General features: G+C 46.6%; 23 protein-coding genes and 1 tRNA gene. 11 read left to right on the top strand and 13 right to left on the bottom strand.

What is annotated here, in order from left to right; translation table 11 throughout:
• From ACP7FG_RS11375 to dnaQ, 3 genes are all read right to left on the bottom strand, one after another.
• Positions 1–74, bottom strand: a tRNA-Asp gene (locus ACP7FG_RS11375).
• 140 nt (positions 75–214) lie between these two features.
• Positions 215–1,543 (bottom strand): TIGR03503 family protein, encoded by a 1,329-nt coding sequence (locus ACP7FG_RS11370; protein ID WP_439226432.1) that lies wholly within the window; start codon positions 1,541–1,543, stop codon positions 215–217.
• Positions 1,528–2,235 carry a DNA polymerase III subunit epsilon gene (dnaQ, locus tag ACP7FG_RS11365; protein WP_439226431.1) on the bottom strand — a complete coding sequence of 236 codons (708 nt, stop codon included), beginning with the start codon at positions 2,233–2,235 and terminating at the stop codon, positions 1,528–1,530. The genes ACP7FG_RS11370 and dnaQ overlap by 16 nt, the downstream gene beginning before the upstream one ends.
• Before the next feature lie 51 nt (positions 2,236–2,286).
• On the opposite strand from dnaQ, the gene rnhA reads away from it, so the two are divergent.
• Positions 2,287–2,760, top strand: a complete 474-nt coding sequence (gene rnhA, locus ACP7FG_RS11360) for a ribonuclease HI (RefSeq protein WP_054488324.1) — start codon at positions 2,287–2,289, stop codon at positions 2,758–2,760.
• 1 nt (position 2,761) lies between these two features.
• On the opposite strand, the gene ACP7FG_RS11355 is transcribed toward rnhA, so the two are convergent.
• Together ACP7FG_RS11355 and ACP7FG_RS11350 are read right to left on the bottom strand one after the other, a co-directional pair.
• On the bottom strand, positions 2,762–3,151 hold the full coding sequence (locus ACP7FG_RS11355) for a rhodanese-like domain-containing protein (protein WP_224797244.1): 390 nt from the start codon (positions 3,149–3,151) through the stop codon (positions 2,762–2,764).
• A 15-nt stretch (positions 3,152–3,166) separates the two neighbouring features.
• Complete coding sequence (locus ACP7FG_RS11350) at positions 3,167–3,922, bottom strand: class I SAM-dependent methyltransferase (RefSeq protein ID WP_224797243.1); 756 nt, start codon at positions 3,920–3,922, stop codon at positions 3,167–3,169.
• 74 nt (positions 3,923–3,996) lie between these two features.
• Here ACP7FG_RS11350 and gloB point away from each other — a divergent pair, with 74 nt between their 5' ends.
• The 3 genes from gloB to ACP7FG_RS11335 are packed head-to-tail and all read left to right on the top strand — an operon-like array spanning position 3,997 to position 6,953.
• Positions 3,997–4,758, top strand: coding sequence for a hydroxyacylglutathione hydrolase (gloB, locus tag ACP7FG_RS11345; RefSeq protein WP_224797242.1), 762 nt, complete (start codon positions 3,997–3,999; stop codon positions 4,756–4,758).
• 48 nt (positions 4,759–4,806) lie between these two features.
• Positions 4,807–6,438, top strand: a complete 1,632-nt coding sequence (locus tag ACP7FG_RS11340) for a LysM peptidoglycan-binding domain-containing protein (protein WP_439226430.1) — start codon at positions 4,807–4,809, stop codon at positions 6,436–6,438.
• Between the two features lie 8 nt (positions 6,439–6,446).
• Positions 6,447–6,953 carry a hypothetical protein gene (locus ACP7FG_RS11335; protein ID WP_222235523.1) on the top strand — a complete coding sequence of 169 codons (507 nt, stop codon included), beginning with the start codon at positions 6,447–6,449 and terminating at the stop codon, positions 6,951–6,953.
• On the opposite strand, the gene ligA is transcribed toward ACP7FG_RS11335, so the two are convergent.
• Genes ligA through smc form a run of 3 tightly spaced genes read right to left on the bottom strand, consistent with a single transcriptional unit; the run spans position 6,950 to position 13,363 of the window.
• Entirely contained in the window at positions 6,950–8,962 is a 2,013-nt protein-coding gene (gene ligA, locus ACP7FG_RS11330) for an NAD-dependent DNA ligase LigA (RefSeq protein ID WP_439226429.1), read from the bottom strand. The genes ACP7FG_RS11335 and ligA overlap by 4 nt on opposite strands.
• 12 nt (positions 8,963–8,974) lie before the next feature.
• Positions 8,975–9,883: a cell division protein ZipA gene (zipA, locus tag ACP7FG_RS11325; RefSeq protein ID WP_439226428.1), complete on the bottom strand. Its 909-nt coding sequence runs from the start codon at positions 9,881–9,883 to the stop codon at positions 8,975–8,977.
• Between the two features lie 21 nt (positions 9,884–9,904).
• Positions 9,905–13,363 (bottom strand): chromosome segregation protein SMC, encoded by a 3,459-nt coding sequence (gene smc / locus ACP7FG_RS11320; protein ID WP_439226427.1) that lies wholly within the window; start codon positions 13,361–13,363, stop codon positions 9,905–9,907.
• Between the two features lie 144 nt (positions 13,364–13,507).
• Here smc and cysZ point away from each other — a divergent pair, with 144 nt between their 5' ends.
• On the top strand, positions 13,508–14,248 hold the full coding sequence (cysZ, locus tag ACP7FG_RS11315; RefSeq protein WP_439226426.1) for a sulfate transporter CysZ: 741 nt from the start codon (positions 13,508–13,510) through the stop codon (positions 14,246–14,248).
• Between the two features lie 25 nt (positions 14,249–14,273).
• Here the strand turns inward: cysZ and rmuC are convergent, their stop codons facing one another.
• On the bottom strand, positions 14,274–15,617 hold the full coding sequence (gene rmuC / locus ACP7FG_RS11310; protein WP_439226425.1) for a DNA recombination protein RmuC: 1,344 nt from the start codon (positions 15,615–15,617) through the stop codon (positions 14,274–14,276).
• On the bottom strand, positions 15,617–17,140 hold the full coding sequence (locus ACP7FG_RS11305; protein ID WP_273022273.1) for a fumarate hydratase: 1,524 nt from the start codon (positions 17,138–17,140) through the stop codon (positions 15,617–15,619). The genes rmuC and ACP7FG_RS11305 overlap by 1 nt, the downstream gene beginning before the upstream one ends.
• Before the next feature lie 137 nt (positions 17,141–17,277).
• On the opposite strand from ACP7FG_RS11305, the gene pabB reads away from it, so the two are divergent.
• The 3 genes from pabB to ACP7FG_RS11290 all read left to right on the top strand — a co-directional run bounded on the left by pabB (position 17,278) and on the right by ACP7FG_RS11290 (position 20,741).
• A complete protein-coding gene (gene pabB / locus ACP7FG_RS11300) occupies positions 17,278–18,660 on the top strand; it encodes an aminodeoxychorismate synthase component I (RefSeq protein WP_439226424.1) in 1,383 nt (460 codons plus the stop codon).
• Complete coding sequence (locus ACP7FG_RS11295; RefSeq protein WP_439226423.1) at positions 18,657–19,271, top strand: CoA pyrophosphatase; 615 nt, start codon at positions 18,657–18,659, stop codon at positions 19,269–19,271. The genes pabB and ACP7FG_RS11295 overlap by 4 nt, the downstream gene beginning before the upstream one ends.
• Before the next feature lie 96 nt (positions 19,272–19,367).
• Positions 19,368–20,741: an L-serine ammonia-lyase gene (locus ACP7FG_RS11290; protein ID WP_222235532.1), complete on the top strand. Its 1,374-nt coding sequence runs from the start codon at positions 19,368–19,370 to the stop codon at positions 20,739–20,741.
• Between the two features lie 22 nt (positions 20,742–20,763).
• Here ACP7FG_RS11290 and cysB read toward each other — a convergent pair whose 3' ends face one another.
• Positions 20,764–21,738 carry an HTH-type transcriptional regulator CysB gene (gene cysB / locus ACP7FG_RS11285; RefSeq protein ID WP_222235533.1) on the bottom strand — a complete coding sequence of 325 codons (975 nt, stop codon included), beginning with the start codon at positions 21,736–21,738 and terminating at the stop codon, positions 20,764–20,766.
• Positions 21,739–21,861: 123 nt separating this feature from the next.
• Here cysB and ACP7FG_RS11280 point away from each other — a divergent pair, with 123 nt between their 5' ends.
• Genes ACP7FG_RS11280 through yciH form a run of 3 tightly spaced genes read left to right on the top strand, consistent with a single transcriptional unit; the run spans position 21,862 to position 23,672 of the window.
• Positions 21,862–22,545, top strand: a complete 684-nt coding sequence (locus ACP7FG_RS11280; RefSeq protein WP_199494160.1) for a sensor histidine kinase — start codon at positions 21,862–21,864, stop codon at positions 22,543–22,545.
• 27 nt (positions 22,546–22,572) lie between these two features.
• Complete coding sequence (locus ACP7FG_RS11275; protein ID WP_199494159.1) at positions 22,573–23,331, top strand: hypothetical protein; 759 nt, start codon at positions 22,573–22,575, stop codon at positions 23,329–23,331.
• Positions 23,332–23,336: 5 nt separating this feature from the next.
• Positions 23,337–23,672 carry a stress response translation initiation inhibitor YciH gene (gene yciH / locus ACP7FG_RS11270; protein WP_054488366.1) on the top strand — a complete coding sequence of 112 codons (336 nt, stop codon included), beginning with the start codon at positions 23,337–23,339 and terminating at the stop codon, positions 23,670–23,672.
• Here the strand turns inward: yciH and ACP7FG_RS11265 are convergent.
• Both ACP7FG_RS11265 and ACP7FG_RS11260 read right to left on the bottom strand, forming a co-directional pair.
• Positions 23,653–25,323 (bottom strand): PP2C family protein-serine/threonine phosphatase, encoded by a 1,671-nt coding sequence (locus ACP7FG_RS11265; protein ID WP_439226422.1) that lies wholly within the window; start codon positions 25,321–25,323, stop codon positions 23,653–23,655. The two genes, yciH and ACP7FG_RS11265, sit on opposite strands and share 20 nt — an antisense overlap.
• The gene (locus tag ACP7FG_RS11260; protein WP_126779991.1) at positions 25,323–25,628 is read right to left on the bottom strand and encodes an STAS domain-containing protein; all 306 of its coding nucleotides are present in this window, start codon (positions 25,626–25,628) and stop codon (positions 25,323–25,325) included. Before ACP7FG_RS11260 ends, ACP7FG_RS11265 begins: the two co-directional genes overlap by 1 nt.
• Between the last annotated feature and the right edge of the window lie 26 nt (positions 25,629–25,654).

Below are 25,654 nucleotides of genomic sequence, written 5' to 3'. Positions count from 1 at the left end.
CGGAGTGGACGGGACTCGAACCCGCGACCTCCGGCGTGACAGGCCGGCATTCTAACCAACTGAACTACCACTCCGCATTAGTACTACACGTTGAAGTCTCCCTCAACGCGGCGTGCATATTACGAGTGAGGGGCAAATGAGTCAACACTTTTTTTAAAGATTTTTGCCGACTGTCTGATTTATATTCAGATCTGCGCTTTTTTAACCACAAAGGTCATTTTTTACCACTTTTCTCTGCATTTCCAGTTTCTGGATTAGCCGCTTCAGTGGATACTTTCTTTTGTCTGAATTTAAACCACCACAGCGCAAACAGAGCCAGGCCAATCAGAACAAAATTCACGACAACAATGATAATCAGATTCGTCATTGCCTGCTTTTCTTTTATTGCTCGTTCCTGCCGAGCTTGCTCCCGCTGTCGCTCTAATTCTCTTTGCTGCTGCTCAGCAAGTTCGGCTGCGGTAGGCTCAGGTGGTGGTGGCTCTTTTGCAATAAAGCTGAAGTCATCAATTCTGGCCTCAAACTCCCTTCCATCGACAGTCGTCGCAAAAATATCCAGATCGACTAAATGCTTGCCAAAGGCCAGGTTTGCAATCTCAACATGGTACGGAAACCCTTCGGTCTCGCTGACAGTGAATTTGCGTACTTCACCATTAGGGAAAGCTGTTTCACCATTAATAACCAAACTGTTAGGGTCTATCCAGTTGTCATCCACTTCAATCTTCAACCGGTGGTTTTCATCTACCGCTTCAGACTGGATAACTTCAAATTCAACAGGCAGGGGCTCAACTTCAAGCGGGCCAAACTCAAACACTCGTTGATACAGCGGTGTTGTCATTTCATAAGTCGCCATCCATTCACCGGGTTCAACACTCAGGTTAAAAAAGCCGGTGAAAACACCGTCCCCAGCTCGTTCATCGTGTCCCCGTCCATTATCTTCAAATTGAGCAACCCGGGCTGGGTTAGCACCAAAATTATCAAAATCCGGGTTATTCGTGCTAACAAAAAGCACATCTAATATGACCGTTTGGCGAAAACGTGCGGTTTCGACCATTTCATCGCCATTATAAAGCTTACCCTCAACTTTTAGCTCTTCATGCTGAAATAAAGGGTTCGGCAAAGGTTCTGCTTCAAAACGAATATCAGAGATTACCAATGCTTTATTATTTTCATCGATACGGCCCGCAGCCTGCCATGGGCCTGGCTGAGGTTCTTTAATTCGAATAATGTCAAAATTAGGGTCGGTAAACCACGTAACTTTATCTTCTGGGTAGCGTGAGTCATACCATTTACTGCCATCCGGTTTTATCAAAACCAGAGGCTTACTGCCTGGCTCTCGAAAAAACAGTAAGGTAATTTCCTCGACATTGTCGTCGATACGAAAGCGTTGACCTTTAATTGGCAACTTATTGGTAATATCGCCCTCTATCAGGCTCATCGCCTGCTTTTCAACTTCTTCTTTAGAGTCAACATCACTAAAACTCTGTATTGCGAGTGCCTTTGAGCTAGTCGCCAGAACCAGTAATAAAGCTAAGAGTCTTGCCACAGACAGCGCCCACCTTCTTCTTTAACTCGCGCTAAACGCGCCTCATGTAATGCTTCTTCATCGGCCGTTGCGCGTAAAACCTTTAATGCCGGAGGGTTAGTCACCTTCTGATGCTCAACTTTTTGCGAACCATCCTGATGATTTTTTCCGTGGCTAGCCAGGTTCAAATCTGTCTGACCGCCTGTCATCATTAAATAAACATCAGCCAGAATCTCAGCATCCAGCAACGCTCCGTGCAGTTCACGAGACGAGTTATCAACATCGAAGGCACGACACAAAGCATCCAAATTATTTTTTTGCCCTGGCCGCATTTCGCGCGCTAACTGCAAAGTATCCAGTACCGTACAGTAGTCATTAGTTAAGCCAACATTCGGTCTTATACGGCTGAATTCAGCATCCATAAAGCCCACATCAAAGGGTGCGTTATGAATCACTAACTGCGAACCTTTAATGAACTCGATGAAATCGTGGACAACCTGAGCAAATACTGGCTTGTCGGTCAGAAAGTCGTTCGTTATTCCATGAACCTCAATGGCCTCCTGTTCAACCACCCGTTCAGGATTAATATAAACATGGAAATGATTACCGGTTAATTTACGGTTAATAAGCTCCACACAGCCAATTTCAATAATTCGATGGCCCTTGGCAGGGTCAATCCCGGTAGTTTCTGTATCTAATACGACCTGACGCATGCTGAAATCCTGATATACTCGCTGAAAACAATGGATATAGTAGCAAGTAACATGTCGAACTCAAAAACTGTTCATTTATATACCGATGGCTCTTGCCTGGGGAATCCCGGTCCAGGCGGTTATGGTGCCGTCCTGGAATATGGCAAACATCACAAAGAGCTAAGCCAGGGGTATCAGCTAACAACCAACAACCGAATGGAGATGCTGGCTACTATTGAAGGTTTACGTGCTTTAAAACGTTCATGTCACGTTATTCTTACAACGGACAGTCAGTATGTAAAACAGGGCATTGAACAATGGATGCAACGTTGGAAACAAAATGGTTGGCGTACGTCGGCACGTAAAGCGGTAAAAAATAAAGATCTGTGGCAACAACTGGATCAGGAAGTTAGTCGCCATAAGGTAGAATGGAAGTGGATTAAAGGCCACTCCGGGCATAAACAAAATGAGCGTTGTGATGAACTGGCCCGCAACGCCGCAACGCGCGAGCCGCTACTAGAAGATAAAGGGTTTGAAGGCGAGTAAATTACTCGCCGGCAACTACCGGCAGTTTTTCCTCCTGCCAGGCACTCATCCCTCCATCGACGCTATAAACGTCGTTGAACCCCATGCGCTGAAGACTTTCCGCAGCCAGAGCTGAACGCCCGCCGGTGCGACAAATAAGATACAGAGGCTTCTCAGCAATGCGCTCAAGTGCATTATCATAACCTGCCACATCGGGGTGTTGATTCAATTGCATTTCCAACACACCCCGGGGCATATTTACTGCTTCGCGAATATGACCCTGACCATATTCCGCAGGTTCTCTCACGTCGATGACACGAGCGCCCTGCTCTATCGCCTTCTGTAAGTCATCGGTTGTTACTTCTTTTACATTAGACTTCGCTTTGCCACATAACTCTTGTGCTGTAATCATAAATTTAATACCTCTTTAATTGCGTTGAGATTTTGAAAACTGTTTTGTCGTCATTGCCGCTGCCGTTTGTCTTCCATTTACGGCAAGCTGTTTGCGCTGAACCGAGGGTTTCAATCGAGTTATTAAAGTTTGTTTCCTGGCCACAATAAAGTAAGCGGCGCGCATTCCCGGTATCGCTTCGCTCAGCTTTGTTGACCAGTCGCTTCCTCTGTGTTCGCTGTGGTGTAAAAAGTGTGAAACATAAAATTCAGACTCAAGCACCTCAAACCCTAAAACTTCCAGCCAGTCTTTTACTCTTATCAACGTAAAATATCGCCCACACCAGGGAAAGCTCTTTTTATGACGAACAAAGAATCCACTCGCTACTGCCGGGCTATATGGGTTAAAGCCCGTCAACACCAGCACACCGTCATCGTCCAGAACTCGAGCAACCTCTCTTAATAGCTTGTGTGGATTTTGGCAAAATTCAAGGACAAAAGGAGCAATGAGGTTATCCACACTGTCTTGTTTTAGCGCCATGTCAGTCAGCTCACTGCGCACCGCCACCTTTCCTGCGGCACCTAAAGTCAGCCAGTCTGCGTTACCTCTAAAGCACTCATTGAGCCGCGGCCCCAATGAGCTAATTGCCACCGTCTTTCCGGGTTTCAACCTGCGTTGATGAGACCGGATAAGCTCAGCCGTTTGCTCCACCATGTACTGCCCACAAGCCATTTGCTGCCAATCTTCCGGAGCTGCTAAATCAATTTTTGAGTACGCTGGTTTAATTAACACGGCTAATTCCTGTATTATGAACTTATCTTCAACTTACTCGCTGGGTTTCTCATCCTAGCGTTATAGGGGTTAACATGCGAGTTCATGCAATTGAAGCTTTTGATGACAATTATATATGGGCGATTGAAACCAGTAATAATGACTCGGTTATTATTGTAGACCCTGGAGAAGCTAAACCCGTTCAACAATGGCTGAAAGAAAACAATAAAAGTATTGATTCTATCCTGGTCACTCACCACCATTACGATCACACTGGTGGTATTGCTGAATTGGTCCAGGAAACTCCATGTCAGGTCATTGGCCCGAATAACCCTGAAATAAAAACCTTAACTCAAACAGTCAGCGATGGTGACACAGTAACGGTTGGTGGCATTTCATGGCAGGTTTTTAGTACGCCGGGACATACTTTAGATCACATTAGTTTTTATACTCCGGGTTTCCTATTCTGCGGTGACACGCTATTTTCTGGCGGATGTGGCCGAATGTTTGAGGGCACACCAGAACAGTTTACCCATTCTCTTTTAAAGCTACGCAAGCTTCCGGGTGAAACCCGAGTATTCTGTGCGCATGAGTACACCCAGGCAAACCTCTCATTTGCATTAAAAGTTGAACCAAACAACGCTGTACTGCAAAGTTATGCCGAAAAGGTCAAAATGCTGCGTGAACAAGACCAAATTACTCTACCGAGTACGTTACAGCTGGAGTTAGCCATTAATCCCTTTCTTCGTTTTGATCAAAAAAGTGTTATTGCAGCGGCCAGTGAACATGCCGGAAGTGTAAAAAACACTCCTGAGGACGTTTTTTACACAATTAGACAGTGGAAAGATAACGCGTGATTCTTTAAACTCCTCAAGATTTTAATAATTATCGGAAGTAAATTGCGCATGACAAACAGCAAACGAAAGAACACATGGTTTAAGTACTGTATGGTAGCCAGTGGCCTGGCATTAGGTGGCTGCCAAAACACGATGCTGTTTAGCGACAACGACCCGATAGAAACCAACCAGCCATCTGAGCTTAAGCTAACTCCCATTCCTGAAGAGGCTATTAGCCAGCCCGCTGAAGAAGAAGTTGCTGCGGCCAAACCTGTCGAGCTGACACCTCAGGAGCAGGACGACCTATGGGTACGAATTCGGCAACAGCTGCGTTTTGAAGTACCTGATGTACCCAGAGTACAAAGTCAGCGCAACTGGTATGCAAGTCACCCCGAATATTTGGACCGCGTAGCTAAGCGAGCCGAGCCTTATCTTCATTTAATTGTCGAAGAGCTGGAAAAGCGCGACATGCCTGTTGACCTGGCCTTATTGCCGATAGTAGAAAGTGCATTCGACCCATTCGCCTACTCCCACGGCAGTGCTTCGGGTGTTTGGCAATTTATTCCGGGTACAGCGCGCCAATATGGGTTAGACATCAACTGGTGGTATGACGGTCGCCGTGACGTTTTCGCAGCCACCCATGCGGCTTTAGATTATTTACAAGCGTTACACCGTTACTTTGACGGCAACTGGATGCATGCCCTTGCTGCCTACAATTCGGGTGAAGGCCGTGTTGCCGCCGCTATTCGAAAAAATGAACGATTAAACAAACCAACTGACTTCTGGAACTTGTCTCTGCCGCGCGAGACAAGAGCTTACGTACCCAAGTTACTTGCGTTATCAGAAATACTCGCCAACAGTGAAGAGTATGGTATCACGTGGTACCCCATTGAAAACCAGCCAAAACTGGAAGTGGTTGAGACTCCGGCGCAAATTGATTTAGCTTTAGCTGCCGACATGGCTGATATGCCGCTGGATTCCCTGCACCAATACAACTCAGGTTATAACCGTTGGGCGACGGCGCCAAACGGCCCTCATCGTTTACTTCTTCCTCACCAGAATGCGGGAAAGTTTAAACAGGCATTAAGTGAAACCGAGCCTAAAGATTGGCTGAGCTGGACGCGCCATGAGGTTAAATCCGGTGAAAGCCTGTTAACCATTTCCAATAAATACAATACATCGGTCGACGTCATTCAGCAGGTGAATGATATCAGTAGTCATATCATCCGTGCTGGTGAACATCTGTTAGTGCCTGTTGCAACCCTGAATATAGACAACTATAAGCTATCTCAGGATCAGCGACGCGAAGACCGTCAAGATCAAAAGCGTCAGGGTAAACGTCTAGAGCACGTTGTTCAGTCGGGTGATACACTATGGGATCTTAGCCGTGCTTACAGCGTTAATTTACGAGATCTAGCACGTTGGAATTCTATGGCTCCTGGTGATTATTTAAGACCAGGGCAAGAATTGGTGGTTTGGACGGAAGCTGAACCCTCTTCGGCAGTACAAAGCGGTATCAACAGCATTATGCGTAATATCCGATACCGTGTACGCACCGGTGACTCACTGGCCAGGATTGCTGATAAATTTAATGTCACCATTCGTCAAATAGAGCAATGGAATAATATTCAGCGCAATCGTTATCTACAGCCAGGGCAAATGCTTAAGTTAAAAGTAAATGTCACTGAGGTGAGTAGTTGAGGCAACCTATGAATAACTTAAAATTTGTTTTTGTCGTTATAGCATTACTTTTTAGTGCACAGACTTTAGCTGACTGGAAAGCAGAGGGAAGCGGAAAAGTCATTTATCCTTCGGGTCGCACTGAGCCTTTAAATTTTGGTTTCGAATATAAAAAGGTTTATGACACCATTATTTTCACCGCAGGAAAATCTCAGATGCGGACCTCGGAAATGCCGCCGAACTATATTCTCAACCTGTTCGTTAATAAGCAGGGGCAAGTTTATGTAGCTGAATTTGCTAACGGCTTCTTCAAAGGTTTTGAATTAAATATTGGTGAGCATAAAATCAGTGTGAATCACCGTCAGGAATTTGATGAAGAGGAACCTCTTCGGCATCTGCGCGTACAAATTAATGACCGTAGTTTCTTGCTGGATACAACGCACCCTACGATCAAATTTGAATTCGACGAAGAAAAAGGCATTATTGATATCAATGGCTCAGGCCTATTAAAAGACCTGAGCTCCCGCGGGCGCTAGTCTTTTAACAACTGATGCAATGCATCTTCGTCAAGTATTGAAAGCCCAAGGGACTGGGCTTTAGTCAATTTCGAACCAGCATTCTCCCCGGCAACCAAAGCCGTTGTCTTTTTAGAAACACTGGAAGCGACTTTTGCTCCCAGCGCTTCAAGCGCCGACTTTGCTTCATCACGAGTCATCGTCGACAAAGTACCGGTAATAACATAAGTATTACCCGCCAGGCGATCACTTTGAACAGAGCTGGCGTCTTCGCCTTCCGGCCAGGAAATAAACTCCGTTAGTTCCGCCACAACCTGCTGATTATGAGATTCATGAAAGAAGGACACAATGTGGTGCGCTACAACAGCCCCTACATCCGGGACTTCCTGTAACTGCTCACTATTAGCTGCAACGAGCGCATCCAGTTTTTTAAAGTGATTTGCCAGCGCGTTGGCCGTCGCTTCACCCACTTCCCTAATACCTAATGAATAAATAAAACGGGCTAACGTTGTTTCTTGTGTTGCTTTAATCGCATTTCGAAGATTTTCAGCAGATTTACTGCCCATTCGGGGTAAAGTTGCCAACTCGGCTTTTGATAAACGATAAAGATCCGCAGGTGACTTTATCCAGTCTCTTTCAACCAGTTGCTCTACAATTTTATCGCCTAACCCGTCGATATCCATGGCTTTGCGAGAAGCAAAATGCTTAATCGCTTCTTTGCGCTGGGCCGCGCAATACAAGCCTCCCGTACACCGGGCTACAGCCTCACCTTCGACTCGCTCAATATCTGACTGACAAATCGGGCAGTGCAGAGGAAACTCAATAGCTTCGGTTTTTTCAGGACGTTTATCTTTTACCACACTCACAACTTGCGGAATCACGTCTCCGGCGCGACGAATACTCACACAGTCACCAATTCGCACACCTAAACGCTCAATTTCATCAGCATTGTGCAAGGTTGCATTCGATACCGTTACTCCTCCGACATTAACCGGCTCTAAGCGTGCTACAGGCGTAATAGCGCCTGTTCTGCCAACCTGGAAGTCGACTCCGGTAATCGTAGTCAGCTGTTCCTGCGCAGGAAACTTACGAGCAATAGCCCAACGCGGAGCCCGGGCTACAAAGCCCAAATCTTGTTGCAAACGAACAGAATCGACTTTAAAAACGACACCATCGATGTCGTAATTCAGAGAATCCCGACGCGCTAAAATAGATTCATAGTAATCATCACAGTCCTGCACTGAATCAACGGTTTTAATTTCAATGTTGACCGGCAGCCCCCAGTCTTTCAGTTGCTGTAAACGCACATAATGACTATCAGGTAATTGAGTGGTTTCCGAAATTAACCCCAGACTGTAAGCATAGAAATGCAACGGCCGCTTAGCCGTAATTTTAGAATCTAACTGTCGCAAACTGCCTGCTGCAGCATTACGTGGGTTAGCAAACACTTTTTCATCGCGCAAACGAGCTTGTTCATTGAAGCGTTCGAAAGCGCCTAACGGCATCACTACCTCACCGCGCACTTCAAGTCGGTCGGGAACATCGCCCGAAAGTTTTAGTGGCACGTTACGAATGGTTTTTACATTTTCTGTAATGTCTTCGCCGCTTTGACCATCGCCACGAGTTGCCCCACGTGCTAATAGCCCATTTTCATAAAGGAGACTAACTGCGGCACCATCGAGTTTAGGCTCACAACAAAAAGTCACTGTTTGATTAGTATCTAAGCGCTGCTCAACTCTTTTACTGAACGCTTCAAACTCTTCAACGGAAAAGGCGTTATCCAGTGATAACATGGGGACTTCATGCTGAACTGTTTTGAACTGACCGAGCGGCTTCCCACCAACTTTCATCGTGGGCGACGAAGAGCTTTTCAAATCGGGATGCTCACTCTCTAATGCCTTTAGCTCATGAAATAAACGGTCATACTCAGCATCAGGTACGCTTGGTTCGTCGTTTTCGTAGTATTCTTTATTGTAACGATTAAGTAACTCTTCCAGCTCTTGCATACGCTGGGAAACAGACTGATTCATAATGACCTGTAGTTAAGCTGAATGTTTACGTTCAAACTCACGAATACGTTGGCGAGCTTCGTGAATCGACTGGCGGGTCAATAACTGGCGCTGCCCATCCAAAACCTGTCCTTGCGGAATTTCGGTGGCGAGCTTCTTAGCCGCATTAAGCATCATATTAAAGGCTTGCTGGCCGTCAAACTTCATGGGTAACGCCATGAAAAAGGCAACACCTTCAGTTTCGAAGTTTTCCATATTATCCAGATCAAAAGTTCCCGGGTTGAACATATTCGCCACACTGAAAATCATCGGTCCCGTACCGGCCGTATTTTCATAGCGATGGAAGATACCAAGCTCGCCGAACTTACAGCCCAGCTCCGTCATCATTTGCAATAAGACAGCGCCTTGTACCGGCCCCTTAACATGCAAGGCTATAACTTCTTCCGGAACCGCCTCAAAATCTTCAGAGTTTTTCTGATTATCTTCCTCTAACGTTTCGTACTGCTCGACTTCCTCGTCATGTTCGTCGTTATCGTCGTTATCGTCGAATTTAAGCTCCGTTTGCTCAACGTCAACTTGCTCTTCATTACTGACACGCATAGAGGGTAGTGACTCGGAAAGCTCGTCATCACGATCTAAATCCATCGACATTTGTTCAATATGCTCGTTGTCGTCCTCTTTCTCTGAGGTCGAAGAGCTTAGTTCAGGCGCAACAGACTCTTTGGCTTCTGCCGCTTCTTCCGCCTTATGTTTAACGACACGTACTTCGCCTATACCGTCGTCATCAAAAGCTGACGACTGTTGTTGCCTATTTTCAGCGACGCGTTGTTCACGTTGACGCTGTTGCGCATTGCCTTTACGTATTTTCCAGACGCCATGTGCAACAATGCCGGCTATTGCCAGAATCCCAAGAATACTAAGGGTAATTTGTAAACTGCCCATTTTCGCTCCATAAAGCCTGTTTTAACCAGCGTCTGTCATCGCCACAGCCTGTTCCACATCAACGGCTACTAACCGCGAGACACCCGCTTCTTGCATGGTGACCCCAGCCAGGTGAGTTGCCATTTCCATAGCCACCTTATTGTGACTAATATAAATAAATTGTACCGATTCCGACATTTCACTGACCAGGCGACAAAAGCGACCCACATTAGCGTCATCTAGCGGTGCATCAACCTCATCTAGCAAGCAAAAGGGTGCCGGATTCAAGCGAAATATCGCGAACACCAATGATAATGCGGTCAGCGCCTTTTCTCCACCGCTCAGCAAATGAATTGTACTGTTTTTCTTACCCGGTGGCCGTGCCATGATAGTAACGCCTGTTTCCAGTAAGTCATCATCGGTAAGTTCCAGCGTAGCACTACCACCACCAAAAACTTTAGGAAACAAAATTTGTAAATCATGGTTTATTGCATCAAAGGTTGTTTTAAACCGGTGACGCGTTTCTTTGTCAATCTTACGGATAGCAGCTTCCAGAGTCTCTAACGCCGATGATAGATCATCCACCTGCTGGTCGAGATACTGTTTACGCTCTCTTTGCGCTTCGGCTTCATCAATTGCCGCTAAGTTTATCGCACCGAGTCGTTTTATCTTACTCTGTATTGATTCCAGATCTTGTTGCCACTGCTTTTCGTCAGCTTCAGAGGACAGCTCTTCCAATATACTTTTCAAAGTAAGACCTGTCTCAGCCAGAGTTTCAAGCACGGCCTGACTGCGTTCCTGAAGCTTAACCTGCTCAATTTCAGTGGTTTGCATCGCCTCTTTGGCCTGACCTATTTTGCTTTGAATTGCACTCTGTCCCTGAGTTATTTGTTGCAAGTCATGTTCTAACCGCGACAATTGCTGGCGTTGCTCCTGCAATTGTTCCGCAACTTCACCGCGCTTATCCAGTAACTCCGTCAACCGCTCATCGAGTGCATCTTGATTCTCATCTGTGTCTGCAGCCTGTTGCTCACTGCGTTCCTGCAGAAGTTGCTGGTAGCGTTGTTCACTGCGTTGCAGTAACTTCTGCAACTGCGCGGCCTGAGCCTGTAAATTCTGCTGTTGCAGTGTCATCTGTTGCTGTTGACTGCGCAGTTGCTGCAACTGTTCATCTTCGGCACGAACTTTAGATTCCAATTGTTCGCCAAAGTCTTCATCAACCTGCTCAGTTTGTTCCAGCATCGATTCAAACTCTTCCAGCTGCATTTCAATCTGCTGTTGCTGCTCTGCCGAACTTTCAGCATGCAGTTGTTGCACTTGCTGCTTGTCTTGCACGTTCGCTAATTGCTGCTGTATTTGCTCAGCCTGCTGCATATTCCACTGCAATCGCTCTTCGACTTTACCCTGCTGGTTACGAGTCTGCTGAACCTGCTCCTGAACCTGCTCCAGTCGCTCTTGTGCCTGCTCAGCTTTCATCTGAGTCTGTTCCAGCTGCGCTTCACTTTCAGACAACTTAGCTGCCAGCGACTCCAATTGTTTTAGTAACTTCTGACTCTGTGTCTGCAGGTGAAGGACACTATTATCCTCGTCAACACGAGCCGCAATAAAGCCGTCCTGCCAGTACCAGTTACCGGCTTTCGACACGGCAAAACTTGCCTCACTCTGTTGCAACTGCTGTCTGGCACTTGCTTCCTGCTCAATTGCCAGGCACTGCTGCAACGGCGCCCAATAACGCAGTTGACCTTTGACTTTATTAGCCAGCGACCAGCTCTCGGGCTCTTGTGCGCTTGCAGGCCAAATCAACTTCACACCGGAAACTGCTTGTGTCTCTTCCGGAGCTTGCTCCAGAACCACGGCATCCAACCAGTCATAAGCCAGCTGTTCAACCGCCATTTCCCAGCCACTTTCAACCTGCAGTAATTCCCTGACCTTCAAGCTTTCCGGGTACTTCTCCTGTATCCATTTTTCACTGCGACTGTCGTTATTTTGTTTCCCTTCCAGCAATTGCTCAATGGCGGTTAACTGAGCCTGAGCTTTATCTTGTTGCTGTTGAGTCTGTCGATGTTGTTCCTGTTGTTCTTTAAACGCTTGCTGAAGTTTCTGCAGTTGGTCTTTACTGTGCTGATACCGAGTTTCTTCCTGCTCCAGCTCACCCTTTAACTCCACCAGAGCCTGTTCGTTCTCGTCAACAGATAATGCTTGTTCCTGTTGCTGCAACTCTTGTTGCTGGCTTTGAAGTTGCTCGACTTGTTGCAACGCATATTGCTGGCCTTGTTTGAGCTCTTGCAGCTTCAGTTGCGCCTGCTGTCGCTGTTTTTCAACATCGCGTTGCTGCTGTTGCTGTTGTCTTTGTTGTTGCTGCCATTGCCGCCATTGCTCATTAGCTTGTTGAGACTGTTCTGATACCCTTTCTAGCTGTTCCTCAACCTGCTCCAGCTGAGGCTCCAGCATCAGTTTCTGCTCTTCCAGTTGCTCTCTTTGCAGGCGATCATCCGCCAGTTGCTCGTTAAGCTGCTCTATTTCTTCATTTAACTGCTGCTGCCGCTGGCTGCGCTGCTCTTTTAACTCTTTCTGGTGCTTCAGTGTTTGTTCAATACGGGTTATTTCATTACCCACCGAGAACATCTTTTCCTGCGACTGCTCAACCTTATCGCGCGCTTCTTCTGCCTGCTCTTTCAGCTCAATGGCACCCAGCTCATCACCACTTTGCTGTGCCTGCCAGCGTTCAAGCTCCGTTTGCTGCTCTGCGTACTGCGCCTGCAACTGCTGTCGTTGATTATCCAATTTCAGCCAGCGCAGGGCCTGCAGTTCACCTTTAAATCTACGCTCACTGGCTTTCAGTTCTTTATAACGAATGGCAGCAGCTGCCTGACGCTCCAGCTTCTCGAGCTGTTGACCGAGCTCTTCGCGAACGTCACTCAGGCGTTCAAGGTTCTCGCGTGTATGCAGCATCCGGTTTTCGGTTTCTTTACGACGTTCCTTGTATTTTGAAATGCCTGCGGCTTCTTCAATAAACACCCTCAGTTCCTGCGGACGTGATTCAATCAGGCGGGAAATCATGCCTTGTTCAATAATGGCGTAACTTCGCGGACCCAGCCCGGTTCCCAGAAATAAGTCGGTAATATCACGGCGTCGGCAACGGCTGCCGTTCAAAAAATAGTTCGACTGGCCGTCGCGGGTCACCAGACGCTTAACTGAAATTTCATTGAATGCCGCGTACTCACCCTGAATACGTCCCGAACTGTTATCGAATACCAGTTCAACACTGGCCTGAGAAACCGGTTTACGGGCACTGGAGCCATTAAAAATCACATCACTCATGGCATCGCCACGCAGGTTTTTGGCTGAACTTTCACCCAGCACCCAGCGCACGGCATCAATCACATTGGATTTGCCACAGCCGTTCGGACCGACGACGCAGGTCATTTGGTCAGGGAAAGGAACTTTGGTTGGATCCACAAAAGATTTAAAACCAACCAGTTTGATGTGTTTTAGGCGCATTCAGTTGTTTTTATTCGTTATTAGCACGACAGTTTATTATCACAAGACTCTAGCAGATCCGGTAGCCATTTGTAACAATTTAGCCCTCACATTGCCACTGTATTGCCTTATTATAATAAGCAAATTTAAACCTCTGGAGTTTTCATGCAAAAAGCAGCCTACAGCGATTCTGGACTTGCTTACATAGGTCGAGGGTTACAACTTATCCGAACTAAGGGCCTTCGTCGTTACGTCGTAGTACCTATTCTGACCAACCTTATCCTGTTCTCGCTTGCTTTCAGCTGGCTGTATAGCCAAGTCGACTATTGGTTGAATCGCTTTATGAGTTGGCTGCCCGACTTTTTCCAATGGTTGGAATTTCTTTTATGGCCACTTGCAGTTATTACCATTATTGCGCTCTTCTCGTTTATTTTTAGTACCATCATGCATTTAATTGCGGCCCCTTTTAACGGGCTTCTGGCAGAAAAAGTAGAGCGCTATGAAAGCAGCGAGAGCTTAGGCGACGAGGGATTCTTAGGTCTGTTTAAAGACATTCCAAGAACTTTAAAACGGGAAATGCAGAAACTCATGTATTACATTCCCCGAGCGCTTGGTTTTTTTCTGTTGTCGCTTATTATTCCAGTTATCGGGCAGGTGCTTTGGTATATCTTTGTTTGCTGGATGATGTCGATACAGTACCTTGATTACCCGTTCGATAATCACAAACTGTCCTTCCCGAGGATGCGTTCCGAGTTGCATAAACGCCGCGGTAAAACACTGGGGTTTGGTTTCGGTGTCACCGTACTGACCATGATCCCACTGATTAATTTAATTATCATGCCGCTGGCGGTTTGTGGCGCGACCTCATTGTGGGTTGATCATTATCGTCGCAGTGCATTAAGTTGATAAAAGTAAACGACTGAGCGTTGGCTCAGTCGTTTTTCTTATCTCCACCATCGGATTCAATACCTTCCGGAGAGGTTTCTTCGGAGTCGAGGTAATCCGGATTTAATCGCTTATTCGTTTGCACACCCATCTGACGGAATTTATCCACTCGGCCAATGAGGTTACCGCGCCCGGTACTCAGCTTCTTCATAGCTTCCTGATAACGGTTATCCAACGTTTGTAAGCCGTTACCGATTTTCTCTAAATCTTCAACAAAGCCCACAAACTTGTCGTACAAACGTGCCGCATCGGTCGCTATTTTTTCAGCATTCTGGTTCTGATACTCGTACTGCCAGATATTGTGAACCGTACGCAACGCAACCAATAAGTTGGTCGGGCTGACCAGCATAATCTGGTTGTCCAGCGCCAGCCGAATAAGCTCAGGATCACGATCAACTGCAAGCAAAAATGCCGGTTCAATCGGAATAAACATCAACACATAGTCCAGCGTTCGCAACCCTTCCAGTTGATGGTAGCTCTTTTTACCCAACTGTTTTATGTGTTGCTTCAGCGACTGAACATGCTCATTTAACGCCCGTTCGCGGTCTGCATCATCGTCAGAATTAAAATACCGCTCATAAGCCGACAAACTAACTTTTGAGTCGATAACTACGTCTTTTTTATTCGGCAAATGCACAATTACATCTGGCTTGAACGACTTACCGTCTTCGTCGCGGTGATGTGCTTGTGTCTGATACTCGTGCCCTTCACGCAGACCGGACTGCTCCAGAATACGCTCCAGTACCACTTCGCCCCAGTTACCCTGTTGCTTGGTGTCGCCCTTTAATGCCCGGGTTAATGCTTCAGCTTCAGACGCCATTTGGCGATTCAAATCCTTAAGCGACATAACCTCATTTTTTAAAGCAGAGCGCTCTTTGGTTTCGTCAGTATACTGCTGAGTAATTTGCTTTTTAAACGCATCAATTTGTTGTTTGAAAGGCTCCAGCGTAGCCTGCAAGGACTGTTGATGATGCTGTTGCAGTCCTTTCGACTTTTCATCGAAAATACGATTTGCAAGGTTTTCAAACTGTTGGGTCAGACGTTCTTCACTGACTTTTAATAAGTTCAGCTTCTCTTCTGCGGTTTTCTGCTCATGCTCAGCTCTGGCCAGCGTTTCGCGCAAACGACTGTCTTTTTCATACACTTCACGCTGAAGCTCATCAACGCGCTCACGAAGAATATCCGAGTCCTGTTCCAGTGCCGTATTTTGCTGCTCTGCCTGTAAACGCAAACGGCGCTGCTGTTGCCAAAGCAACAACAACGCCGCAATTACAGTCACAACCGGCACTCCAATTATTGCCATCCATTGCCACAGTGCCAGCGACATCATTAAGCTCCTAATTTTTCATTAAGGTCGGCAATTTTCGCTTTCCAAATTGCTGGGCCTTGAGTATGCGCGTTTTGACCGTCACTATCCACAGCCACAGTGACCGGCATGTCTTCCACTTCAAACTCGTAAATGGCTTCCATACCTAAATCTTCAAAGGCTACGACACGAGACTTCTTAATGGCTTTAGCCACCAAATAAGCCGCGCCGCCAACGGCCATAAGATAAACGGCTTTGTGCTTACGAATACTTTCTACGGCTTCAGGGCCACGCTCTGCTTTACCGACCATGCCGATAATGCCGGCTTCTTCCAGCATCTGGTCAGTAAATTTATCCATACGAGTTGAGGTTGTAGGACCTGCCGGACCAACAACTTCATCACCCACAGGATCTACTGGCCCTACGTAGTAAATAAAGCGGTTGTTGAAATCAACCGGTAGTTTTTCGCCGTTATCCAGCATGCCTTTAATGCGCTTGTGAGCGGCATCGCGACCAGTGAGTAACTTACCGGACAAGAGCACAGTTTCACCCATTTTCCAGTCCTGAATGTCTTCTTTAGTTACTTCATCCAGGTTCACCCGACGAGCATCATCGCCTAGCTCAAACGTCACATCCGGCCAGTCTTCTAATTTAGGAGGAGTTAAATCTGCTGCCCCGCTGCCGTCTAACGTAAAGTGAACGTGACGGGTGGCTGCACAGTTCGGAATTAAAGTGACAGGCTTAGAGGCTGCGTGGGTTGGTAGTGACTTAATCTTCACGTCCAGCACCGTTGTTAAACCACCCAAGCCCTGAGCACCAATACCTAACGCGTTAACGCGGTTAAAAATTTCTAAACGCAGCTCTTCTTCGGCATTCTGCGGGCCACGCTCAATAAGCTCATGAATGTCGACAGACTCCATTAAGGATTCTTTTGCCAATACCGCAGACTTTTCAGCTGTACCGCCAATACCAATACCGAGCATACCCGGCGGACACCAGCCAGCGCCCATTTTCGGTAAGGTTTCTACAACCCAGTCCGCAATCGAGTCACTTGGGTTTAACATGGCCATTTTGGATTTATTCTCTGAGCCACCACCTTTTGCGGCAATCATTACTTCAATTTCACTGCCCGGTACCATATCAATATGCACCACGGCCGGAGTGTTATCTCCGGTGTTTTTACGCGCGCCCGCGGGGTCTGCCACAATAGAAGCACGCAGCGGGTTGTCCGGGTTGTTGTAGGCTCGACGAGTACCTTCATCCACCATTTGCTGAACCGTCAGGTCGGTCTTATCCCACTGCACACCCATGCCCACTTTCACAAAACAGGTGACAATACCGGTGTCCTGACAAATTGGACGGTGCCCTTGTGCAGACATACGCGAGTTAGTCAGTACCTGAGCAATGGCATTTTTTGCCGCTTCGCTCTCTTCACGCTGGTATGCCTCATCCAGTGCTTTAATAAAATCCAGTGGGTGATAATAAGAAATGTACTGCAACGCATCGGCAATACTGTCAATAAAATCGGCCTGACGAATGGTGGTCATGGAACTGCCTCTTGGTTAACTTTTGCGTGGCGCTATAATAGCGTTTTCACTAACAACTGACCAGTGCCACTGAACGGCGAATATTTGCTGTGGTAGTATATTGGTAATGAGTAACCAGCCTGAATTGCGAGCATGATGTGAGTGTTTTTCCAGATCTCTGTGCGATAAAACTTAATTGCCAGGCCTCAGCTATTGAGTTATTTCAGCGCTGTCAACATGAAAGCTATGCACTGTTGTTGGACTCTGCTGCACAAAGCCATGAAAACTGTGCCTACGATATTATCTTCCGGCAGCCAGAACTGGTTTTAAGCTGTAAAGCAGGCAAACTGAAAGTATCAACAGACAAGTCGTCAAAACTTCCCCCCGCTCCCGAGTCGGCAGCCGAGCTTTGTCATTATGCCGAGCAATTGAACCAGTTATCCGGTCATTATTCCGGGCCTGCTGAACTGCCTTTTCAGGGTGGCTTTGCCGGTGCTGTTGGCTATGACCATGGCCGTTCACTGGAAGTCATTCCTGAGTTTAATGCGGATACCTACCAGTCTCCCGATGCGGTACTGGCCTATTACAGCCAGGCGTTGATTATCGACCGGAAGAACGACAGGGTATGGCTAGTTGCGCCAGTCGATCAGTTAGAAGAGCTCACCGAGTTTTGGAACCAGACAACGAAGCCTAAGAAGGCTGCAGCCTTTCAATTAGTCAGCGACTGGCAAAGTAACATGAGCGAGCAGCAGTACACCGGGAAATTTAACGCGGTACAAAACTATCTGCTGGCTGGTGATGCCTATCAGATCAATTTAGCACAGCGCTATTCAGCCAGCTATCAAGGCAGTGAATGGTCGGCTTACCTGAAGTTACGGCAAGCGAATTCAGCACCATTTTCTGCTTTTATGCGACTTCCCGGCAGCGCTATTCTGAGCCTGTCGCCCGAACGCTTTTTGCTCACCGATGCCAAGGGTCAGGTAGAAACAAAACCCATTAAAGGTACGCGTCCGCGGTTTGACGATACGCGCAAGGATCAGGCCAGTCAGCAGGCTCTGTTAACCTCAGAAAAAGACCGGGCAGAAAACCTGATGATTGTGGATTTGCTGCGTAATGATCTCAGTAAAAACTGTGAGCCGGGCAGCATTAAAACCCCTAGCTTATTTGCCATAGAGAGCTTTCCTGCGGTTCACCACCTGGTATCAACGGTTATTGGCAAACTGCAACCCGGCCGCACCGCATTGAGCCTGTTCAACGGCGCTTTCCCCGGCGGTTCTATTACCGGAGCCCCTAAAATTAGGGCCATGCAGATCATTGAAGAACTAGAGCCACACCGTCGTAATATTTACTGCGGTAGTATGGGGTATTTTTCTCAGCACGGGCGCAGTGACACCAGCATTACCATTCGTACACTGCTCGCCGAAGACGGTCAGCTTTACTGCTGGGCCGGCGGAGGTCTGGTCGCGGACTCAACGGCCTCTGAGGAGTATCAGGAGACTAAGGACAAAGTGTCACGCATCCTGCCGGTATTAGCATCATGACGATTAACACCCGCGCAGACTTTATTCGTCGCTTTAGCCTTTACCCATCCCCCCCGGTTGAGCGCAGAATTGATGAGCCGTTGCGTAAGCGTTTGCGTCCGGCAGCGGTGTTAATCCCAATTATTGAGCGACCACACGGACTATCACTCATACTCACCAGGCGTTCCACCAAACTGCGCAAGCATGCGGGTCAAATCAGTTTTCCTGGTGGCCGGTTTGACGATACTGATACTGACCTGCTGGATACTGCCTTGCGCGAAACCGAAGAAGAAATTGGCCTGCCCCGCAGTCAGGTCGAAGTCATAGGGCGTTTACACGACTACCCGGTCTTATCGTATTTTATGATCCGCCCTTATGTGGCTTTTGTCTCGCCACAACAGCCCTTGGTTGCCGAGGAAAGTGAAGTCGCAGAGATTTTTGAAGTACCACTGGCTGATATTCTCGATCATGGAAACCACTACGTTTACCGTATTCGTAAGTTTATCTACGACCGGGTGTATTTCATCCCCTGGCAGCATCGAAATATTTGGGGCGCAACCGCCGGGATCTTGCGCGAATTGTCAGAACAATTACAACCCGACGGGAAAAATCATTTCAGACCACTGAACTGACCACTTATTTTTGTTTAAAACTTGCTTCCCCCCACATGAATCATGCGACAATACTATAATAATCAGAACGAGCATGCGCGACAGGTAAGGATAACTATGATTAGCGTTTTTGATATCTATAAAATTGGTATTGGTCCTTCCAGTTCTCATACGGTAGGACCAATGAAAGCAGCCTATGACTTTTTACATATGGCAAAAGAAGCCGGGCATCTCGACAACGCAGACGGAATAAAAGTCGAATTGTTCGGCTCGCTTGGTCAAACCGGTAAAGGTCACGGTACGGGCAAAGCCGTTATTCTTGGACTTGCCGGCGAAACTCCTGAAAGCGTCGACACTGACAGTGTTGAGGACTTTCTGGAACAAACGCGTAAGACCGAAACTTTGAATTTATTAGGTGAGAAGGAAGTTTCCTTCCCGAGTGAAGGTGCTATTACCTTTCACCGCCGCAAAACCATGCCGAAACACGCTAACGCCATGGAGCTCAAGCTGTTGAAAGACGGTGAGATAATCTATAGCGATCTTTACTACTCTATTGGTGGTGGCTTCATCGTTCGCGACGAGGATTTTGACGAGACTTTGGAAGAAGCAATAGAACAGTCCGCCAAACCTATTCCATATCCCTTTGACAGTGCCGCTGACCTTCTGGCGCATTGCAAAGAACATGGTATGCGCATGAGTTCATTAATGATGGCCAACGAAAAGGCCTTTCGTAGTGAAGAAGATATTCGTGCCGGTTTAATGAAAATCTGGCGCACAATGCAGGAAAGCATCAAAAACGGTATTACCACCGAAGGCATTCTTCCCGGCGGTCTCAAAGTGCGTCGTCGCGCGTCATCTTTATATCAACGCCTGAAGAAAGAAAAATCCAGCGATGCTATGCAAGTAATGGATTGGGTAGATTTATACGCATTAGCCGTTAATGAAGAAAACGCTGCGGGTGGTCGTATAGTCACAGCCCCTACCAACGGTGCCGCAGGTATTATACCGGCAGTAATGAGTTACGCTGACAGGTTTATAGAAACTCTGGACGAAGATGCCGTTGTGCGCTTTCTGCTGACCTCAGCTGCTATCGGCATTCTGTATAAGAAAAACGCTTCTATTTCTGGCGCTGAAGTCGGCTGTCAGGGTGAAGTCGGTGTTGCCTGTTCAATGGCCGCAGGTGCGCTGGCCGAATTTATGGGCGGTGATCCATCCAGAGTCGAAAATGCGGCAGAGATTGGTATGGAACATAACCTTGGCTTAACTTGTGACCCTGTGGGCGGTTTAGTACAAGTACCCTGTATTGAACGAAACGCAATGGGTTCTGTTAAAGCCATTAACGCTGCCCGCTTAGCCATGAGAGGCGAAGGCGACCATAAAGTGTCTCTGGATAAAGTGATTAAAACCATGTGGGACACTGGAAACGATATGAAAACCAAATACAAAGAAACCGCTCGCGGCGGCTTGGCAGTCAATATTATTGAATGTTAACGACTCAAATCATTGCCGGTGCTTAACGCATCGGCAATGAGCAGTTCTCAAACAACTTATCAATTTCTTCCTGAGTTTTCAGTTGCGTCGCTTTTTGTACCTGCTCCCTGGTTAGGTGCGGTGCAAAATTCTCTATAAAGTCATACATGTAAGTGCGTAAAAACGTACCTCGGCGGAAACCTATCTTCGTCGTGCTGTGCGCAAACAGATGTTCAGCCGGTATCGCAACAAGATCCGTATCAACTTTAGGGTCATAAGCCATACTCGCTAATACACCAATTCCTAACCCCATCCGCACGTAAGTTTTTATGACATCAGCGTCGGTTGCCGTAAAAACAATTTTAGGTTCATGCCCGGCCTCGGCGAAAGCTTTATCAAGTTCAGAACGACCGGTAAAACCATGCACGTAAGTCACTAACGGGAATTGAGCAATATCATCAATACTTATTTTGCTGAGCTGCGTAAGCGGGTGCGATTTTGGTACCACAATAGAACGATTCCAGTGATAACAGGGCAGCATGATCAGATCATGATATAAGTGCAATGCTTCAGTGGCGATAGCAAAATCAGCTCGCCCCTTTGCTGCTGCTTCACTAATTTGTTCAGGTGACCCCTGATGCATATGCAGCGACACTTTAGGGTAATGCTGAATAAAACGTTCAATAACGTCAGGTAATGCATAACGAGCCTGAGTATGAGTTGTCGCAATATTGAGTTTCCCCTGATCTGGCAAGGTATGCTCAGCTGCAACGGTTTTTATTGACTGAACGCTATCCAGAACTTGTTGTGCAACCGAGATAATGTCTTTACCAGCAGGTGTTACATGGGTTAAATGCTTTCCTGTCCGGCCAAATATCTGCACGCCCAGCTCATCTTCCAGCATTCTCACCTGTTTACTGATTCCCGGCTGCGACGTAAATAAGCTTTCAGCCGTAGCGGAAACATTCAGGTTGTGATTCATTACTTCAACAATGTAGCGTAACTGCTGTAATTTCATTGAGGAACGTGCCACTCTGTTTGCGAAATGTGATATAAGAAAATACTATAACAATCTTAATAACTATGACAAATAAAGAACGGATAGCAACGGTATTTGTCAAAATTGCAGGAACTGCCTTCTATGACTCAGCCCACATTTGATTTTTCAACCGTACTGGCGTCCTCTGTGCACGACATGAAAAACTCATTGTGTTTACTTATTCAAATGATAGAAGAAGTATCTGAACAGGTCACTGACAGCAGTGCAACAGAAAAAATGGCAAAAGTCCATTACGAAGCTCAGCGCATCAACTCCAGTTTAATGCAGATGTTGACTCTCTATCGTGAAAATAACGACGCGCTGCCATTAAATATCGACCAACATCATCTGGATGAGCTGGTCGAAGAGCTATTATTAAACAACGAACTGTACCTTGAGCAACGCGGTATTACTGTCAGTACAGAAATTGATGAGAGCGCTGTAGCATGGTTCGACAGAGACCTGATTTGTAATTTGCTTAATGACATCATCATTAATGCAATGCGTTATACCGCCGATAAACTCTTTATTGAAGTACAAACAAAAAATGACGGTGGCTGCCAAATCAGAGTTCATGACAACGGGGATGGCTTTCCCCCTGTTATGCTCAAAAATGCCGCTATGCTCATGCAAGAGTTAAAGGTTCAACAGGCACGAACCGGCCTTGGGCTCTACTTTGCGCAGTTAATCGCAAATGCACATGAACGAAATGATAAAAAAGGTTTTATCGAACTAAAAAATAATGGACACTTAGGTGGTGGTGTTTTCTCTTTAACATTACCCTGAGAACAATAATAACCTAATGAGCGTAATATGATTTACACCATTGTTATCGCACTGATTATATTACTGATAATACTGGCAATTGTTGTCGGTGCGGTGCAGCAACATAAGCAACGTTTGGAGCTGGAACGGCGCAAGAAAATGGCGCGTTTGAGAAGCTCGCTTGAGCAAATCGAAGACCTCATCCACATGTCGAGCTTTTTCCCTATTGGTAAGTCGATGCTGGCGGTGTTAAATAGTCGCGCTTATGAAGTGCTCAAGAATATGAACAGCGTGTCCCCGTCAAAGGACTACCAGGCACGGATAAAGGATTACGAAGAGCGCATTCAAAGCGTCGACCGCAACGATACCTCTCTTATTAGTGAGGACTTTGAGATTCCGCAAAACAATAAGCAAATTATTGCCATGATAAACGGGCTCAAACGCTTAAGAGCAACACTGAGAAGTGAGCATTCCCGGGGCCGAGTTGACAGCAATGTCTTTAGTGTCGAAGATCAGCGTTTAACCAAGTTGCAGTTAAAAATCAGTATTGAAACTCTTATACGTAGAGGCCGCCACGCCTATGAAAGTCAAATGTTGGGCTCTGCTCGTCAGTATTATGAGAAGGCTTTACGCACCATTGAAGACCAGAACTTCAGTGATGATTACACAACCTCGCGGCAGCAATCAATAAAACAGGCGCTGGAGCAAATAGCTCAGGAACTGAAAGATGCTCACGCACGAGACAAAGAAAGACACAAAAAAGAAGACGATTTAGAAGAACTGTTTCAACCGAAGAAGAAGTGGTAAATGGCATGCCAGACTGGAAAGACCAATTAAGCCAAGTAGTATATTCAACAGATTCAGGCCGAATTGATCCGGAACCAGAACCCGAAAGTGTTCCAGAAGGCGACGGTATTGTGCGCCTGCGACGGGAAACTAAAGGTCGTAAAGGCAAAGGGGTGACTATTGTCAACGGACTGAACAAACCCCAGGCAGAATTAAAAAGCATCGCAAAAAAATTAAAACAGCTTTGCGGTGTTGGTGGCGCAGTTAAAGAGTATGAAATTGAGTTACAGGGCGACCAAAGGGACAGTATTGAAAGCTGGTTGAAAAAAGAGGGTTACAAGGTCAAGCGCTCGGGAGGCTAAGATCATATTCAATATACAAGCAGCGCCCATTGTCGCGCCACTCGACGTGACTCGAAAAGTTCCTGATAAGCTGTAATCCTCGTCCGAAAGCCAGCGACTCATCTTCTTCTGTATCATTTACAGATTCATTGAAACCGTTTTCGCTGTTAGAGGACAGGCTAAAAGACAACAGGCTGCTCTTTGGCCGATACTCGATATCAATTTCTATCTCTACTCCTTCCAACTCTGCCAGTCGCTCTTCACGCGCCCGGTAGTACTCATCAAAGCCCTGACCTGTCTGTTTTATTTCAGAGTCAAGTTGAAGAAAACTGTGCTCCAGAGTGTTATTGAAGGCTTCGGCCAGCAATAAGTATAAAGTTGTTTTATGTGCCCGGATACCTTCCAGATGGCTCAACGAATCGACCAGCTTAATAATTGGATCGCGCCCTCTAATTTCATCTTCTTTTAAATAGACTACCAACCGAAAAGGCAGATGCGTCACATTTGTATCAGGTCTTATGACTGCCAAATTTGTTGGCGCACAATCCAGGCACACCAATGAAACATCATCAAACTGCTCCTGACCTTGCTGGAACTTTTGTAAAGCCGTTACCAGCCCCTCAAAATCGCGTTTGCGCGCATAGCGCCGCAATAATTCTTCAAACCCATCCTCAGTCAACCTTTGATCGTCCTGGTTTGTCATTTCGACAACACCATCCGTATAAGTAATAAGACGGGTGCCCTTCCCAATAAAGCAGTGGCTGACCTGACTGCTAAATTCTTCAGGAGGCAAAATACCTAACGCCATATGTTCCGGCACCAAACGGTTTTCAACCTGACCAGCTTCATTAATCAAAAGAGCGTCGGGAATCCCGCCGTTCCAATAGGTAAGGCGCTCCCCATTTGCCGATAACTCCGCAACGAAGGCAGCACAAAACATATCGTCAGGTAAGAGTTTAACCAGCTTACGGTTAAACTCTTCAACCATATTGGCTATTGAAAGGCCTTTATCAGCCAAATCAAAAAAGGTTTGAGAAACGGGAAGAGCCCCTGTAGCCGGTGCCAATCCGTGCCCGGTAAAGTCACCAACAAAAAGGTAGAAGTTGCCTAAGGGCCCGGCTTTAGTCAGAACTAAGTCGCCATTGAACTCGCTGGCAGGCGCCAGATAGGTTTTCAGGAAAGGATATTGTGTTTCATTTTCCTGCAAAGCATTCGCCAGCATATGACTGACAACATTTTGCTCGCGCTCCATACGGTTTGAGTGATAAGCCAGCGCTTCATTTTTTCCTTTTAATGAATGACTGAGTTCACGAACCCGTGCGTGAGCGTTCAGCTTAGCCTGCAATACCACGGGTTCGAAAGGCACGCTAATGAAGTCATCGCCACCTGCTTCCAGACACTTCAGCAAGGTTTCCTGATCATCCAGAGCGGTAATAAATAAAATAGGTAAATGAACATCGCCACTCAAAGCCTTTAAACAGGGTGCGGTTTCAAACCCATCCATAATAGGCATCATAACGTCCAGCAACACGACGTCCGGCTCCAGATCAGAAAAAACATCTATTGCCTCAATGCCGTTTGAAGCGCACCTTACCTGATGACCAAAACGCTTAATTAACCCGCTTAACATGACTTGGTTTGCGGGTTGGTCATCAACAATTAAAACCTTCATTAAGCGATAACAAACATCTTATCAAAGCGTGAAATATCGAGAATACGGCGTACGTCAGGCTTCGCATTCACTAGCTGAATACCTTTGACACTACTACCTAAAGATTTACGCATATTAAGCAACATGCCCAGCGCAGAACTGTCTAAATAATCCGTTTCCCTCAAATCAATAATAACCGTGGGTTGGGAATCACCAATATGACTGTAGGCCTGGCGAAACTCCTGAACCAGACTAAAATCAAATTTACCTTTTATGGCAATAACTAACTGCTTACCATCATTTGAAAAATCGCGACTAACGCTCATACTTCCCCCTTTTTTTAATGAGCTTA

The organism is Idiomarina sp. ST10R2A5 (genome assembly GCF_051842325.1).
In the GTDB taxonomy this organism is placed as follows: Bacteria; Pseudomonadota; Gammaproteobacteria; order Enterobacterales; family Alteromonadaceae; genus Idiomarina; species Idiomarina abyssalis.
Note: the sequence above shows the minus strand (reverse complement) of the source record. Positions and strands in the feature narration are given on the sequence as shown.

Bases quoted from the DNA above. Each gene is read 5' to 3' on its own strand.
- dnaQ (WP_439226431.1), bottom strand. From the start codon at position 2,235: ATGCGTCAGGTCGTATTAGATACAGAAACTACCGGGATTGACCCTGCC.
- rnhA (WP_054488324.1), top strand. From the start codon at position 2,287: ATGTCGAACTCAAAAACTGTTCATTTATATACCGATGGCTCTTGCCTG.
- ACP7FG_RS11355 (WP_224797244.1), bottom strand. From the start codon at position 3,151: ATGATTACAGCACAAGAGTTATGTGGCAAAGCGAAGTCTAATGTAAAA.
- gloB (WP_224797242.1), top strand. From the start codon at position 3,997: ATGCGAGTTCATGCAATTGAAGCTTTTGATGACAATTATATATGGGCG.
- ACP7FG_RS11340 (WP_439226430.1), top strand. From the start codon at position 4,807: ATGACAAACAGCAAACGAAAGAACACATGGTTTAAGTACTGTATGGTA.
- ACP7FG_RS11335 (WP_222235523.1), top strand. From the start codon at position 6,447: ATGAATAACTTAAAATTTGTTTTTGTCGTTATAGCATTACTTTTTAGT.
- ligA (WP_439226429.1), bottom strand. From the start codon at position 8,962: ATGAATCAGTCTGTTTCCCAGCGTATGCAAGAGCTGGAAGAGTTACTT.
- zipA (WP_439226428.1), bottom strand. From the start codon at position 9,883: ATGGGCAGTTTACAAATTACCCTTAGTATTCTTGGGATTCTGGCAATA.
- smc (WP_439226427.1), bottom strand. From the start codon at position 13,363: ATGCGCCTAAAACACATCAAACTGGTTGGTTTTAAATCTTTTGTGGAT.
- cysZ (WP_439226426.1), top strand. From the start codon at position 13,508: ATGCAAAAAGCAGCCTACAGCGATTCTGGACTTGCTTACATAGGTCGA.
- rmuC (WP_439226425.1), bottom strand. From the start codon at position 15,617: ATGATGTCGCTGGCACTGTGGCAATGGATGGCAATAATTGGAGTGCCG.
- ACP7FG_RS11305 (WP_273022273.1), bottom strand. From the start codon at position 17,140: ATGACCACCATTCGTCAGGCCGATTTTATTGACAGTATTGCCGATGCG.
- ACP7FG_RS11295 (WP_439226423.1), top strand. From the start codon at position 18,657: ATGACGATTAACACCCGCGCAGACTTTATTCGTCGCTTTAGCCTTTAC.
- ACP7FG_RS11290 (WP_222235532.1), top strand. From the start codon at position 19,368: ATGATTAGCGTTTTTGATATCTATAAAATTGGTATTGGTCCTTCCAGT.
- cysB (WP_222235533.1), bottom strand. From the start codon at position 21,738: ATGAAATTACAGCAGTTACGCTACATTGTTGAAGTAATGAATCACAAC.
- ACP7FG_RS11280 (WP_199494160.1), top strand. From the start codon at position 21,862: ATGACTCAGCCCACATTTGATTTTTCAACCGTACTGGCGTCCTCTGTG.
- ACP7FG_RS11275 (WP_199494159.1), top strand. From the start codon at position 22,573: ATGATTTACACCATTGTTATCGCACTGATTATATTACTGATAATACTG.
- yciH (WP_054488366.1), top strand. From the start codon at position 23,337: ATGCCAGACTGGAAAGACCAATTAAGCCAAGTAGTATATTCAACAGAT.
- ACP7FG_RS11265 (WP_439226422.1), bottom strand. From the start codon at position 25,323: ATGAAGGTTTTAATTGTTGATGACCAACCCGCAAACCAAGTCATGTTA.
- ACP7FG_RS11260 (WP_126779991.1), bottom strand. From the start codon at position 25,628: ATGAGCGTTAGTCGCGATTTTTCAAATGATGGTAAGCAGTTAGTTATT.